Source organism: Halorubrum sp. SD41 (assembly GCF_058630335.1).
In genome coordinates, this window is sequence record NZ_JBZVGZ010000011.1 from 60,994 (window position 1) to 75,037 (window position 14,044).

General features: G+C 71.9%; 15 protein-coding genes. 10 read left to right on the forward strand and 5 right to left on the reverse strand.

Translation table 11 applies throughout. The annotated features are described in order from the left end of the window. Positions 1–19 precede the first annotated feature (19 nt). From AC4NMM_RS06790 to AC4NMM_RS06805, 4 genes are all read left to right on the forward strand, one after another. Positions 20–1,753 carry an anthranilate synthase component I family protein gene (locus AC4NMM_RS06790; protein ID WP_096393726.1) on the forward strand — a complete coding sequence of 578 codons (1,734 nt, stop codon included), beginning with the start codon at positions 20–22 and terminating at the stop codon, positions 1,751–1,753. After that, entirely contained in the window at positions 1,750–2,391 is a 642-nt protein-coding gene (locus tag AC4NMM_RS06795) for an anthranilate synthase component II (RefSeq protein ID WP_096393727.1), read from the forward strand. The genes AC4NMM_RS06790 and AC4NMM_RS06795 overlap by 4 nt, the downstream gene beginning before the upstream one ends. After that, positions 2,384–3,292, forward strand: coding sequence for an aminotransferase class IV (locus AC4NMM_RS06800; protein ID WP_491923889.1), 909 nt, complete (start codon positions 2,384–2,386; stop codon positions 3,290–3,292). The genes AC4NMM_RS06795 and AC4NMM_RS06800 overlap by 8 nt, the downstream gene beginning before the upstream one ends. A gap of 582 nt (positions 3,293–3,874) precedes the next feature. Further along, the gene (locus tag AC4NMM_RS06805) at positions 3,875–4,345 is read left to right on the forward strand and encodes a Rieske (2Fe-2S) protein (protein ID WP_491923890.1); all 471 of its coding nucleotides are present in this window, start codon (positions 3,875–3,877) and stop codon (positions 4,343–4,345) included. A 37-nt stretch (positions 4,346–4,382) separates the two neighbouring features. Here the strand turns inward: AC4NMM_RS06805 and AC4NMM_RS06810 are convergent, their stop codons facing one another. Then, positions 4,383–4,829 (reverse strand): DUF5788 family protein, encoded by a 447-nt coding sequence (locus AC4NMM_RS06810; RefSeq protein ID WP_096393730.1) that lies wholly within the window; start codon positions 4,827–4,829, stop codon positions 4,383–4,385. A gap of 119 nt (positions 4,830–4,948) precedes the next feature. Between AC4NMM_RS06810 and AC4NMM_RS06815 the strand changes: the two genes are divergently transcribed. Next, positions 4,949–5,752, forward strand: coding sequence for a YkgJ family cysteine cluster protein (locus AC4NMM_RS06815; protein WP_491923891.1), 804 nt, complete (start codon positions 4,949–4,951; stop codon positions 5,750–5,752). A gap of 24 nt (positions 5,753–5,776) precedes the next feature. Here the strand turns inward: AC4NMM_RS06815 and AC4NMM_RS06820 are convergent, their stop codons facing one another. After that, on the reverse strand, positions 5,777–6,682 hold the full coding sequence (locus AC4NMM_RS06820; RefSeq protein ID WP_491923892.1) for a dihydrodipicolinate synthase family protein: 906 nt from the start codon (positions 6,680–6,682) through the stop codon (positions 5,777–5,779). A gap of 198 nt (positions 6,683–6,880) precedes the next feature. On the opposite strand from AC4NMM_RS06820, the gene AC4NMM_RS06825 reads away from it, so the two are divergent. Beyond that, positions 6,881–7,291, forward strand: coding sequence for a TRAM domain-containing protein (locus AC4NMM_RS06825; RefSeq protein ID WP_096393733.1), 411 nt, complete (start codon positions 6,881–6,883; stop codon positions 7,289–7,291). A gap of 57 nt (positions 7,292–7,348) precedes the next feature. On the opposite strand, the gene AC4NMM_RS06830 is transcribed toward AC4NMM_RS06825, so the two are convergent. Both AC4NMM_RS06830 and AC4NMM_RS06835 read right to left on the reverse strand, forming a co-directional pair. Next, positions 7,349–8,068, reverse strand: coding sequence for a class I SAM-dependent methyltransferase (locus AC4NMM_RS06830; RefSeq protein WP_096393734.1), 720 nt, complete (start codon positions 8,066–8,068; stop codon positions 7,349–7,351). Between the two features lie 133 nt (positions 8,069–8,201). Beyond that, positions 8,202–8,594 carry a PPOX class F420-dependent oxidoreductase gene (locus AC4NMM_RS06835; protein WP_096393735.1) on the reverse strand — a complete coding sequence of 131 codons (393 nt, stop codon included), beginning with the start codon at positions 8,592–8,594 and terminating at the stop codon, positions 8,202–8,204. A 151-nt stretch (positions 8,595–8,745) separates the two neighbouring features. Here AC4NMM_RS06835 and AC4NMM_RS06840 point away from each other — a divergent pair, with 151 nt between their 5' ends. The 4 genes from AC4NMM_RS06840 to AC4NMM_RS06855 all read left to right on the forward strand — a co-directional run bounded on the left by AC4NMM_RS06840 (position 8,746) and on the right by AC4NMM_RS06855 (position 11,355). Continuing rightward, the gene (locus AC4NMM_RS06840; RefSeq protein ID WP_017342472.1) at positions 8,746–9,018 is read left to right on the forward strand and encodes a helix-turn-helix domain-containing protein; all 273 of its coding nucleotides are present in this window, start codon (positions 8,746–8,748) and stop codon (positions 9,016–9,018) included. Between the two features lie 106 nt (positions 9,019–9,124). After that, positions 9,125–10,141: a glycosyltransferase family 2 protein gene (locus AC4NMM_RS06845; protein ID WP_491923893.1), complete on the forward strand. Its 1,017-nt coding sequence runs from the start codon at positions 9,125–9,127 to the stop codon at positions 10,139–10,141. A 61-nt stretch (positions 10,142–10,202) separates the two neighbouring features. Further along, a complete protein-coding gene (gene hisF / locus AC4NMM_RS06850; protein ID WP_491923894.1) occupies positions 10,203–11,021 on the forward strand; it encodes an imidazole glycerol phosphate synthase subunit HisF in 819 nt (272 codons plus the stop codon). Between the two features lie 148 nt (positions 11,022–11,169). Further along, the gene (locus tag AC4NMM_RS06855; RefSeq protein WP_096393738.1) at positions 11,170–11,355 is read left to right on the forward strand and encodes a DUF7511 domain-containing protein; all 186 of its coding nucleotides are present in this window, start codon (positions 11,170–11,172) and stop codon (positions 11,353–11,355) included. A gap of 470 nt (positions 11,356–11,825) precedes the next feature. On the opposite strand, the gene AC4NMM_RS06860 is transcribed toward AC4NMM_RS06855, so the two are convergent. Next, the gene (locus AC4NMM_RS06860) at positions 11,826–13,946 is read right to left on the reverse strand and encodes a DUF7997 domain-containing protein (protein ID WP_491923895.1); all 2,121 of its coding nucleotides are present in this window, start codon (positions 13,944–13,946) and stop codon (positions 11,826–11,828) included. Positions 13,947–14,044 lie beyond the last annotated feature (98 nt).

Sequence of the window (14,044 nt, forward strand, 5' to 3'; positions counted from 1 at the left end):
CGCCGCCGAACGGAGTCCCATGAGGCGAACGGTACACACCGACCGGGAGCGGTTCCGCGCGGTCGCGGCCTCAGCGCCGGACGGCGCGCGGGTCCCGGTCGAACTCCGGGTCGCCGTCGACGACCCCTTCGACGCGTACCGCCGGGCGCGCGACGGCCCCGGCGGCGTCTTCTACGAGACGACCGGCGGCCAGTCCGGGTGGGGGTACTTCGGCGTCGACCCGGTCGAGCAGCTGACGGTCGCCGGCGAGGCGGTCGTCGCGGGCGGTGCGGGCGATTCCCCCGACGAGCGCGACGACCCGCCGGCGACCGGCGACTACCGGCGGCCCTCCCCTTCGCTGGCGGCGCTGGAGGGCGTCCTCGACGGCGAGCGGCTGGCGCGCGGCGACTGCGAGGTGCCGTACCCGTGCGGCGCGTTCGGCTGGCTCTCCTACGACGTCGCCCGCGAACTGGAGGAGTTCCCGCCGGCGGCGCCCGAGGGGCCCGGCGCGGTCGACGACCGGGGGCTCCCGCGGCTCCGGGCCGCGCTGTTCGACCGGATCGCGGCGTGGGAGTGTCCGACCGGAGCGGACGGCGCCGAAAGCGGCGAGGAGGTCATCCTCCACGTGACAGCCTGCCCCCGCGTACCCGAGGGACTCGACGACCCCGACGAGGACCGCGACGCGCTCGACGCGCTGTTCGACGAGGGGCGGACGCGGGCCGCGGACCTGATAGACCGGATCGAGACCGGCGACCCGAGCGCCGAGGCCGCGCCCGACCCGACCGCCGAGAGCGCGACCTTCGAGAGCGACGTGGGGCGCGAGGGGTACGCCGACGCGGTCCGGCGGGTCAAGGGGTACGTCCGCGACGGCGACACGTTCCAGGCGAACGTCTCCCAGCGGCTCACCGCGCCGGCCGCGGTCCACCCGGTCGAGGCGTACGACGCCCTGCGGACGGTGAACCCCGCGCCGTACTCCGGGCTGATCGAGTTCGGCGGGAGCGGAGAGACCGGGACCGGCGAAACCGAAGCCGACCGGCCGAGCGGCGTCGACCTCGTGAGCGCGAGCCCGGAGCTCCTCCTGGAGCGCGAGCCGACCGCCGACCCCGACCGCGGCGCCCGCCTCGTCACGGAGCCCATCGCGGGGACGCGGCCGCGGGGAGACACGGAGGCGGCCGACGCCGGGCTGGAGGCCGAGCTGACCGGCGACGAGAAGGAGCGCGCCGAGCACGCGATGTTAGTCGACTTGGAGCGCAACGACCTCGGGAAGGTGTCGCGGTTCGGCACCGTCGACGTCGCGGAGTACCGCCGCGTCGACCGGTACAGCGAGGTGATGCACCTCGTGAGCCTGATCGAGGGCGAGGCGCGGCCGGACGTCGGCCTCGCGGACGCGGTCGCCGCCTGCTTCCCCGGCGGAACCATCACGGGCGCGCCGAAGCCGCGGACGATGGAGATCATCGACGAGCTGGAGCCGACGCGACGGGGGCCGTACACCGGGTCGATGTTCGCGGCCGGGTTCGACGGGCGCGCGACGCTGAACATCGTCATTCGGACGCTCGTCCGCCACGCCGCCGAGTACCACCTCCGCGTCGGGGCCGGGATCGTCCACGACTCCGACCCGGACGCCGAGTACGAGGAGACGCTCGCGAAGGCGCGCGCGCTCGTGAGCGCGGTCGACGAGGCGCTCGCCGCGGGCGGGATGGCGGTCGAGGCCGGGGACGAGTCCGCGGCGGAGACGGCCGGCGACGACCCCGCTGAGGAGGCGGTGGAGCGATGACCGAATCGGCGGCCGAGACGACGAAACGCGGCTGGCGCCCGGGCGCGGGCGACTCGGACGCGCGGGTCCTCGTCGTCGACAACTACGACTCGTTCGCGTACAACCTCGTCCAGTACGTCGGCGAGGTCGCCGGGGCGGTGACGGTGCGGCGCAACGACGCGGTCGACCTCGCGGGGATCCGCGCGCTCGACCCGGACGGCGTCGTCGTCTCGCCCGGACCGGGCACCCCGGCCGACGCCGGAATCTCGACCGCGGTCTTCGAGCTCGACCGCCCCGTGTTCGGCGTCTGCCTCGGCCATCAGGCGCTGTGCGCGAGCCGCGGGAGTCCCGTCGGCCACGCGCCGGAGGTCGTCCACGGGAAGCCCTCGACGATCACCCACGACGGCGAGGGGGTGTTCGCGGGGCTCCCCGACCGCCTGCGCGTCGGCCGGTACCACTCGCTGTGCGTCGAGCGCGAGGACCTCCCGGACGAGCTCGTCGAGACCGCGCGCACCGACGAGGAGCGCGGGGTCGTGATGGGTGTGCGCCACCGCGAGAAGCCGCACGTCGGCGTCCAGTTCCACCCGGAGAGCATCCTCACGCCGCGCGGGAAGCGACTGGTCCGGAACTTCGTGGAGGTGTGCGAAACGCATGAGTGACGACCCGCTGCGGTACCACGTCGACGGCGAACTCGTCCCCGCCCCGGAGGCGACCGTCTCGGTGGAGGACCGCGGGTTCGCCTACGGCGACGCCGCCTTCGAGACGATGCGCGCGTACGGCGGCGACGTCTTCAGCTGGGAGGCGCACGCCGACCGGCTCCGGGACACCTGCGAGACGCTGGCGCTCGACCACGGGATCGCCGACGCGGAGCTGAAACGGCGGGTCGACGAGACGCTCGCCGCGAACGACCTCGCGGACGCGTACGTGAAGCTCTCGATCACCCGGGGCGTTCAGCCCGGCACGCTCGACCCGAAACCCGAGGTCGACCCGACCGTGGTCGCCATCGCGAAGCCGCTCCCGCGCGGCGGCGTCGGGAGCGACCCGGTCCACGACGGCCCGGCCGCGCTCCAGACGACGAAGACGCGCAAGCCCGCGGACCGCGCGATCCCGGCCGCGGCGAAGACGCACAACTACCTCAACGGAATCCTCGCCCGGCTGGAGCTCCGGGTGACCGGCGCCGACGAGGCGCTCATGCTCGACCCGGACGGCCACGTCGCGGAGGGCGCCACCTCGAACCTCTTCTTCGTCGACGGGACGGCCCTCAAGACCCCGTCGCTCGACGGCCCGATACTCCCCGGAGTCACCAGAGCGACGGTGATCGAGATCGCGGAGTCGGAGGGGATCCCGGTCGAGGAGGGGACCTACGCGCCGGACGCCGTGCGCGAGGCCGACGAGGTCTTCCTCACGAACTCGACGTGGGAGGTCCGGCCCGTGGCGACCGTCGACGGCATCGCGGTCGACGGCGACGGGGAGGGGACCGCCGGCCCGCTCACGACGCTCATCTCGCGCCTCTACGACCGGCGGATCGAGGAGCGACACTACGACGGCGAGCGGCTGTGACGGTCGACGACCGCAGCTGACCGGGATCGCCCTCCCCGATCGTCGTCGATCGCGACACCGTATTTAAAAATGGTGTGCGGTGCGGTGGCGCGTGCCTGCGAGCGGCCGGAGCGAAGCGACGGCCGCGAGTCGCACGCGCGAGGGAGTCGCGACCGGAGCGAAGCGGAGGGAGCGACGAGGCTGGGGAGGTGTGAGGTGCTGTGCGGAGCGGTGCGGGGCGGGACTCAAAGGGGCAGTCGCGAGGGCGAAGCACGGCGTAGCAAGCACCGCAGCGACTGAGCGAGCAACGCGAGCGACTGAGCGAGGCGCGCAGCAAGCCGCGCGAGCCCTCGCGGCTGGGGCTTTGGCGGTGTTCTTTGCCGATCCGCCAGCAACTACCTATAAGAGAGCGACTGGGGCTTTGGCGGTGTTCTTTGCCGATCCGCCAGCAACTACCTATAAGAGAGCGACTGGGGCTTTGGCGATATTCACCGTTGATCTTCAGTCAGCTATTTATAAGCGAGCGGGCGCCGCGCGGACGCTCTCCGACGAGGTGCCGAGCCCGACCACAGCGTTCAAATCGAGCCCACGCCACCGACTCGTATGGACGAGGCTCGCCGGATGGCCGGCGTCGAGGAGGTTCCCGAGGAGAGCACGCTGCTCGCGACGCTCCGACCGACCGACCCGGACGCCGTCGACGAGGGGGAGGGCGACCTCGGCGAGGGCGAGGACGGGGGCCCCGAGGTCGAGGCGATCCTCACCCGCGCCGCCGGCGAGGTGCGCGCGTTCCGGAACTACTGCCAACACTGGACGGACGTGCGCCTCGACAAGGACGACGGCGCGTTCGTGCGGGAGGGCGAGGTGTTCTGTCAGACGCACGGCGCGACGTTCGAGGCCGACGGCGGCTACTGCAACTTCGGCCCCTGCGAGGGCGCCGTCCTCGAATCGGTCGACGTCGCGGTCGCGGACGACGCGGTGTACCTCGACGACGACGCCTACGAGTTCGTCCGGCTCGGCCCCTCCGACGGAAAGGGCGACGGCAGCGGGTCGCGGATCGATTTCACCGGGAACTGAGCGCCGCGAGCGCGAGTGCCCGCGCGAGCGCATCCGGTCAGAAGCGCGTGCGACCGCCGCCCCCGCTCGCGTCGTCGCGGCCGAGCGCCTTCTTTAAGAAGTTCATCCAGCGCTTCCGGTCGGCGGCCTCCTGCCGTTTCGCCTCCGTCTCCGGGTCGGGCGCGTCGAGCCCCTCTAACGCCTCCAGCGCGCGGTCGATGCCGATGATCGACGCCGCCAGCCGCTCGCCCTCCTCGTAGCTCACCTCGTTCTCCTCGATGCGTTCGAGCCGGTCGATCCGCTCGCGCCGCAGGTTCCGCTTCGCGCGCTCGACGCGGTCGCGCTCGCCGGGCGGAACGGTGTCGCGGCGCTTGATCTCGAAGACGAACGACCGCAGGTCGATCGCCTCGCCCTGGATCTCGATCGACTCGGGGATGTCGACGCCGATCGTCGAGGACTCCCGCTCGACCCGTTCCAAGAGCTGTTTTCGCTCGAACTCCTTCACGCCGAGCCGGTAGGGGACGGGCGCACTTCGCTCCTTCGCCCCCCGGTCGTCGCCGGCCGAACGAAGCGGGCGTCACTCGAAGAGACGACGTTAACCGCGTCGCGCCGCAACCGGGTCGCATGGAGTCGCTCGAAGCCGAACTCGCCGCGGCCCGCGACCTCGACGTCGCGGAGCTGGCGGACGCCATCGAGTCCATCGGCTTCGAGTGCACGCGCTGCGGCGGCTGCTGTACCGGCTACGCGCCCGACGAACCGGGCGGCGCGCCGGAGGGAGCGGGGAAAGATGAGGACGCGGCCGAGGACGACGGAGCGGGAGGCGCCGAGAGCGAGTCCGGCTGCCACGACGGCGACGACGCCGACCGCGAGCCCCACACCGCGACCGTCTTCCCGGACGAGGTCCGGCGCGTCGCGGACGCCGCCGAGGAGGAGTTCGGCGAGGCGTACGACTGGCGCGACGTGGCCCGGCCGATGCCGTTCGGCCTCGACGCGGACGGAGAGGGAGGGCCGTCCGGCGAGACGTTCGAGTGGGCGCTCGCGACCGACGGCTGCGGGGACTGCACCTTCTACGACGAGTCGGACGGCCAGGGTGCCTGTACGGTCCACGACGCGCGCCCGCTGATCTGCCGGACCTACCCGTTCAGCGTCGCCTTAGAGGGGACGAGCCAGCCGATGGGCGAGGCGGTCGACGAGGCGGGCGTCGTCCGCGCCCACGAGTGCGAGGGGCTCGGTCGCGACATTTCCCGCGAGGACGCCGAGGAGCTGGCCGGCGCGCTGAAGGAGCGCGCGGTGCGCGAGCTGGAGGAGGCGATCGGCGTCCGCGACGGCTACGACCCCGGCGCGCGAGAGCGGGCCGCCGGCGACGTCGTCGTCTTCGACTCCGAGGGCCCGAAGGAGGCCGACGGGACCCCCGTCCGCGAAGGGTAGCGACCGCTCGGATCCGCGTCGCTCTCAGACGACGTCCAGCGCCGCGTCCACGTCGGCGCGAATGTCCTCGCGGGCGGCCTCGTCCGGGAGCGTGAGCGGCGGGCGCACGGCCGGATCCGAGACGAAGCCGCGGTGGGCGGCCGCGACCTTCGTCGCGGGCGCGAAGCCGTGGTCGCCGCAGCGGGCGAACAGCGGCCTGACCGCGCGACGGTGGAGGGTCAGCGCCCGCTCGTCGTCGCCGTCGCGGATCGCCTCGCCGAGCGCGACGAAGACCTCCGGGATCACCTGTGAGAGCGCGTGGATCCCGCCGTCGACGCCGAGGCTCGCGCTCGGGTACAACAGCGCGTCGACGCCCTGGAAGACCGTGAACTCGTCCGGGGTCCGGTCGACGGCGGCGTCGACCGCCGAGACGTCGCCGCTGGTGTCCTTCAGCCCGACGATCGAGTCGCGCTCGGCGACGGCCGCGAGCACGTCGGGGTCGATCGGCTCGCCGACCGTCGAAGGGATGTCGTAGAGGTAGATCGGGAGCGGCGCGTCGTCGGCGACCGCGTCGAGGAAGTCACGCTGTCCCGCCGGCGCCGTCGAGTTGTGGTAGTACGGGAGGGTGACCAGCGCCGCGTCCGCGCCGGCCGCGTCGACGGCGTCGAGGCGCTCGCGGACCCCCGCGACCGAGGTGTCCGCCGCGCCGGCGATCACCGGCACGCGCCCGTCGGCCGCGTCGACGACCGTCTCGACCACGGTCCACCGCTCCTCGTCGGTGAGGCTGGCGAACTCGCCCGTGGTCCCGCAGGGGACGATCCCGTCGAGCCCGGCCTCGACGAGCGCGTCGACGTGGTCCGCGAGCGCGTCGGTGTCGACGTCGCCGCCGGCGTCGAACGGGGTGACGATCGGTGGTGAAACGGCGCCGTGTCGGAACTCCGGTGCTGTCATGGGGCCTGATTCGGCCGGGCGTGACAAAGACCTTCGTCCCGTGACGAGGAGTTCCGGGGGTAGTGGGGATCCGGAGGCGGCGGGGCTCCGAAGGCGACGGCGCTCCGGGAACCGGCCGAGACTCGGATCGGCGCGACGCCTGACTGTGTCGGCGGTACAACTATACTGGCTCGCGATCAGTCTCCGGTGGAGTCTACTATGGAAATCTCCGAGAAGCTCCTCTGTCTGTTCAGCGCGGAAGTTCGCGAGACCGACGACGGCGAGTACGTCGTCGACGTGCCCGACCGAGAGATCGACGCCGGATCGCTGGAACCGGGCGAGACGTACCGCGTCGCGCTCGTCGCCCGCGACGGGACCGCGGCGTCGGCGGACGGCGCCGACGCCTCTCCCTCGCGGAACGACGACGGACCGCAGCCCCCGGTCGAGCCGGGTGAGATGCGCTACGTCGAGATCGAGGACCTCGGCAAGCAGGGCGACGGGATCGCCCGCGTCGAGCGCGGGTACGTGATCATCGTCCCCGACACCGAGGTCGGCGAGCGCGTGAAGATCGAAGTGACCGAAGTGAAGTCCAACTTCGCCGTCGGCGAAGTCGTCGAAGAGGCGGGCTGAGCGGCTACGATCGTTCTTTCAGCGGCGGGACAGGACGTGTCGAACCCGTCGCGCCGCTCACTCCTCGCCCGTCACCCGGGCGTCCCAGTACGACACCGAGGCGACGTAGTCGCCGGGAATCGTGTCGCCGACGAGTTCGTCGAGCGTCCGGAACGGCTTCGCGACGGCGCCCGGGAGCTCGCGGTAGAAGCCGTACGGCAACACGAAGTCGTGCTCCTCGTTCGCGAGCGTGAGCCCCGCCTCGCCGAGCATGGCGGCGACCTGCCGCTCCGAGTAGAGCCGCGAGCCCATCGGGAGCAGCCAGGTGTACAGCGTCCGCAGGCTGCGGCCGTTGAACGTGTCGAAGAACACCTGATCGCGGCTGACCCGGCGGAGCTCCTTCGCGAACGGGACCGGGTCCTCCATCAGGTGGAAGAAGCGCATCGCGACGACCGTGTCGAAGTGGTCGTCGGGGAACGGGAGCCGCGAGGCGTCCCCGCGGAGGAACTCGACCGCGTCGGCGTGCCCGGCGGCGGCGACCTTCTCGCGGGCCTGTTCGAGCATCTCGCGGGAGACGTCGAGCCCGACGACATCCGCGCCCTGGTCGGCGAGCATCGTCGTGAACCGACCGGTGCCGCAGGCGACCTCCAGCACGCGGTGGCCCGGGTCGATCGGGCCGAGCGCGGCGAGGACGGCCTCCTTCTCGCGGCGGTCGATGAGCTGTCCGCCGCCGGAGAAGCGGACGTCGTCGTACTCCTCGGCGACCTCGTCGGCCTGGTACCAGTCCTGTCCCTTCACGTTGTCCGTGATGGAGGCCGGACCGACAAAACCGTACTGGATGCGGTCCGGCGACGGCTCCGGTGCGGGCGGCCGGGAACGGCCCGGCGGCGGTCCCGATTCGGGCGGCCGGGAACGGCCCGGCGGTCCGCGGTTACCCGCTCGTGGCGACGTTCTCGGCCGGAATTTTGACGATCACGCGCGCGCCCTCCTCCTCGTCGTGGTGCGGGTACTCGTCGACGCCGAAGTACCGGCGGGCGAGCTCGTCGATGTGCTCGCGCGCGCCCTCCTCGGTCAGCTCCGCCTCGCCGCGGACGGAGACGTACCGGTACGGGTCGTCGGGGTCGAGCACGCTGACGCCGACCTTCGGGTTGTGTCGGACGTTCCGCTCCTTTCGTCGTCCGCGGGCGGTGTTCACGAGGACGTACTCGCGGTCCTCGTGGTCGACCCACACCGGGGTGACGTGGGGGAGCCCGTCAGGTCCGACGGTCGCGAAGTGCGCGTACGACTCGGCTTCGAGGATGTCGACGTGGGACTCGGGTATCACGCGACGTGATAGGGCCCCGCGTCGGAAAACCTACCTCATAGATCGTCTATGATTGGCGGACGAAAAGTGATATTAACACATTATATTATCACAGGCAGATTCCCCTATATGTAGCCAACCTTTACCACTACCCACGAGATTCGTGTGAGACATGAGTACCAGTCCCGCGGAGACCGCTGACCAAGACCGCCTGTCGGAGTCCGAGTACCGCGACCGCCTGCGCGAGCTGCCCCCGAGCGCCAAGCTCGTCGCGAAGGTACTGGAGGGGGACGCCCCCCTCTCGCAGGGCGGCCTCGCCGAGGAGTCGCTGCTGCCCGACCGCACCGTCCGCTACGCGCTCAACCGCCTCGAGGAGGAGGGCCTCGTCGACTCGCGGTACAGCTTCAAGGACGCGCGCAAGCAGGTCTACTACCTGACGACCTGAACGGTTCGCGCGCCGCGACCGCTGACCGCAGCCGACTCGGAGCCGACCCGAGCCGGCCGAACGCACACGCAGTCCTTTTTACCTCCTCGTCCCGATAGCGGCTCGTATGGACCTCTCGGTCGTCGTCCCGACGCTCAACGGTCGGGACCGCTTGGCCGCCTGCCTCGACGCGCTGGCGGTCGACGCGCCGGACGCCGAGGTGATCGTCGTGAACGGTCCCTCGGCCGACGGCACGACCGGCATGGTTCGCGACCGCGACGGCGTCGACGTGCTGGTCGAGATCTCCGACCGCACCGTCAACGTCGCCCGCAACGCCGGCATCGAGGTGGCGACGGGCGACGCGGTCGCGCTGGTGGACTACGACAACCGGATCGAGCCGGGGTGGCGGAACGCGGTCACCGAGGGGCTCGACGCGGCCCCCGTGGTCTCGGGACCGGTAACGCCCGTCCCGCCGAGCGGGGCGGACGCGGGAGCTGACCGCCCGGACGACGCGCCGGGCGACGACCCGAGCGAGCCGGAGCGCAACCGGATCGCCGGCCGGGACGTCACCTACTTCGAGAGCGGGAACGTCGCGTTCCGGCGGGACGCCCTCCGGGACCTCGACGGCTTCGACGAGTACCTCCGGGTCGGCGGCGCGCGCGACGCGGCCCACCGGCTCGCGCGGATGGACCGCGAGGTGGCGTGGCGGCCGGCGATGGCCGCGCGGAAGGAGCTCCCGGCCCCGACCGCCGCGGACGGCGGGCGCAGCGCCCACGAGTGGGGCTGGAAGTACCGCGGGCTCGCCTACCGCCTGCTGAAGAACTACGGCGTGCGGCCGACCGTCCTCCTCCGAACGGGATCGCACGCGGTCGGCGACGCGCTCGGCGCCGCGAGGGACGTGGTCCGCGGCGAGTCGACCCCCTCGCGCTGGGCCGCGACGGGCCGCGACGTGCTGGTCGGGCTCACCGGCGGCACCTCCGACGGGCTCGTCGCGCGGCGTCGCGACCGGAGCCCCGCGCGGAACCCGAACGGGGTCTCGACGCGCGCGGACCGCGCCGTCGCGAAGTACGACCGGCGGGCCGAGACGGGCGGCGAGCGCGTCGGGGCCGAAGACGAGGGTGCTGCGGTCGACGACGCCGAGTAGGACCTCGCCGAGTGAGCCCCGGGCCTTTTAACCGGAGCCGCGGCCTACGCTCCGCCAACGAATGGGACTCACGAAGCGCATCATCCCCTGTATCGACGTCGACCTCGACGACGGCGGCGACGCCGCGGTGTACACCGGCGTCAACTTCGAGAACCTGGAGTACACCGGCGATCCCGTCGAGCTGGCGAAGAAGTACAACGCGGCGGGCGCCGACGAGTTTGTCTTCCTCGACATCACCGCCAGCGCCGACGGGCGCGAGACGATGCTCGACGTGGTCAACCGGGTCGCAGACGAGTGTTTCATCCCGCTGACGGTCGGCGGCGGCATCCGCACGAAGGCCGACATCAAGGAGACGCTCCGCGCCGGCGCGGACAAGGTGTCGATCACGACCGGTGCCCTGGAGCGCCCGGAGCTCATCGAGGAGGGCGCGGCCGCGTTCGGCAGCCAGTGCATCGTCATCTCGGTCGACGCGCGCCGGCGGTACGACGACGCGGGCGAGCACTTCTACGAGGACGAAGAGGGCGAGACGGTGTGGTTCGAGTGCACGAAGAAGGGCGGCCGCGAGGGCACCGGCATCGACGCCGTCGCGTGGGCGCAGGAGGCCGAGGAGCGCGGCGCCGGCGAGCTGTTCGTCAACTCCATCGACAAGGACGGGACGAAGGACGGCTACGACGTCCCGCTGATGAAGGCGGTCGGCGAGGCCGTCTCGACTCCCCTCATCGCCTCTTCCGGTTGCGGCGGTCCGGAAGACATGTACGAGGTGTTCACCGAGGCGAACGCCGACGCCGGGCTCGCGGCCTCCATCTTCCACTTCGGCGACTACTCCATCGAAGAGACGAAGGCGTACCTCGACGAGCGCGGCGTGCCGGTGCGCCGCTGAGCGCGGCGTCTCGGTGTGACGCTGAGCGCGGCGTTCCGATGTCGCCCTGAACGCGGCGTTCCGAACAGACGTTAACTACTTCAGTAGTGTGTATTTTTCCGCGTTCGAAACCAACAGTTATTATCCGACGGAGCGCGAACTGTGACGTATGTCCACGTCCACGTCACCCACGCGTGTTCGCGACGGCTCGCCGGAGCTCGTCTGTAAACGGACCGACGACGGTGACGGCGGCGAGGTGACGTTCTTCGAGCGGGACGTCGACCCGGACGAGCGGACCACCCGGTGGATCACGGTCCGCGAGTCCGACTGCGTCCCCCGCGACGAGTGGCGATAGGAGCGGTTTTACTGCGTTTTTGACGCTCATTTATAAAGCGCTACCAGCGACGCAACGGTGAACGCCTCCAAAGCCCCGGCCGCTCGCTTATAAATAGTCGCTGGCGGATCGACGGCGAACACCGCCAAAGCCCCAGCCGATTGCTTATAAATCGCTGACTGCGGATCGACGGTGAACACCTCCAAAGCCCCAGCCGCGAGGCGGGCACAGGCGAACCACGCTCCTCACTCGTTCGCTCCGATCACTCGTTTCGGTGCTTGCGTCGCCTGAGCCCGCCTCGCGACTGCCCCTTTGAGTCCCGCCCCGCTCAGCAACGCACCTCACGCCTCCCCAGCCTCGCGGTTCGCTCGGGCTCCCTCCGGTCGCCCGTCGCTCACCGCGTCCCTCGCGCGTGCGACTCGCGCCCTGCGGGCGCTCGTCGGCACGCGCCGACCGCAGCGTGGTCGTTTATAAATAGCGTCGCAGTCCGATCAGTCGTCGTCCGCGGCGGCGCGGTCGGCGAACTGCGGCAGTTCGTCGTCGAGCAGCGCGACCGTCGCCAGCCGGATCGCGTGCGGCCAGCCGAGCGGGGTCGCGCTGTCGGGCGTCCCGTCGTCGAAGAACTGCTCGGGGAGGTACGTCGTCGGCTCGCAGAGCGTACCGCCCGGCGAGACGTGCGCGAGCAGGTCGCGGGCCCGGGCCGTCATCTCGGCGGCGCGCGGGTCGTCGTGCGCCGCGAGCAGTGCCGCGAGCTCCGCGCAGGCGTTCGCCCCCCACGCGGTCGAGACGGTCCACACCTTCTCGGAGAGCTGGTCCGCCCGTCGCCAGCCGTCGCCCTCGTAGCGGATCAACCCGGTGACCTCGTCGGTCTCGTGGTGGAGCCCGTCGACGACCGTCTCCACGTGCGAGACCAGCCGGTCGAGGCGCTCGTCGTCGACCGCGCCGACCGCGTCGAACGAGCGGTGCGCGGCCGCGAGCGCCAGCGTGGCGGAGTCGAGCCGGTCGTCGATCCCGCCGTCGAGCGTCTCGCAGACCGCGTAGCAGCCGCGTTCGGGCACCCAGAGGTCGTCGAGCGCGTCGTACACCTCGCGGGCCCGGTCGCGGGCGTGCGCGGCGAGGTCCTCGGGCAGCGAGTCGGCGCCCGGCACGGCGTCGGGGTCGTCGAGCGCGTCGGCGGAGAGACCCTCGCCGTGTCGGCCGAGCTCGCTGTACGCCTCCAAGAACGTCGCGGCGGTGTGCGTGAACCGCCCCGCCGAGTCCTCCCACGCGTTCTGACAGACGACCGGGCGGCCGTCCGGTTCGAGCGTCCGGTCGAGCCCCGCGAGCGCGGCGACCAGCGTGCGGTCGAGCCCCTCAGTGTCGACGCCGGCCGCCCGGGCCCGCGCCAGGTACGCGACGACGCTACCGGTCTGATCGGCCTGGTAGTCGACGTCCGGCCCGTCCTCGATGCGGGCGTTCGCCCACCCGGGCGCGAGCGCGCCGTCGCGGGGCCACACCCGGTGGGGCCACGAGCCGTCGGGGCGCTGCGTGGCGACGTACATCCGCGCGGAGCGGGCGTGCCAGTCGCCGAGGTCGAGGCCGAGCGCGTCGGCGGCGCCGAGGAGGAACCCGGATATCTCCGCGTCGTCGCGGAACCACGTGTAGCCGTAGCCGCCGGAGTGCTCGTAGTAGGGGTCGAAGTCCGGGCCCGCGATCCGGAGCCCGCTGGGGGCGGAGAGCAGCGAGAGGACGCGCAGGTCGGCGACCACGGAGTCGCGGGCGGGCGTCGACTCGGGCACCGAGGGGAGCGCGTCGGCGGCCGCGTCCGCGAGCGCGTCGACGGTGTCGAGGTCGGCGAAGAGCGCGTCGAGGCGCTCGCGGGCCGCCTCGCGGTCGGTCTCGGTCCGGTCCGTCAGCAGCGTGGCGACCGTCGCGACCCCGTCCGAGAACGGGACGTCGGCGATCACCTCGCCGGAGAGCCGCTCCTCCTCGTAGCGGTCGCCGTCGCGGTCGCGCGGGAGGTCGGTCGGGTCGTCGGCGAGCAGTTCGGGAAACGTCGCCGGGAGCTGGCCGCGGAGGTCCGCGAAGCCGGTCGCGCTCGCGAGGAAGTCGTGCTCGTCGGCGTGGTACACCTCGACGGCGTCGTCGAACCGGAGCTGTCCCACGCGGTCGTCGCGGCCGTCGGGCGCGAAGCGGGCGTAGACGACGAGCGAGGCGTCCGCGGGGTCGGCGGCGGCTCCGTCGGCGACCTCGTCGCCCGCGTCGTCGAACTCGACGGACGCCCGGGTGAGGTGCGCGTCGCCGAGCGTGACGTCGTGGCGGGTCACGGTCGCGCGCGCCGTCTCGTGGACCGTCTCGACCAGCGCGGTGTCGCCGACGTACCGCTGGGTCGTCTCGGCCTCGTCGAGCCACGCCACCTCGTCGCCGACGGCGAGGCCGATCCGGGACCGGACGAGCCCCGTCCGGCCGGTGAGCGGGTAGCCGAAGTCGCGGAGTTCGCCGTCGTCGCCGACGTGGACGAGCCGGCCGTCGCCGCCCGAAAACCGGCCGGAGACGGTGCGCCGCTCGCCGGGGAAGCGCGTCCCGTCGCCGGCGTGACGCTTGTAGTCGTCGAGCGCGTCGCGGAGCTGCATTACGCGAACACACGCCGCCGGCCGGTATGAAGCTTTGGTGTAATTATTGTTCATTCGTTTAGCGAACGGAAACCCTCAAACCGCGGCGCGACGAGAGG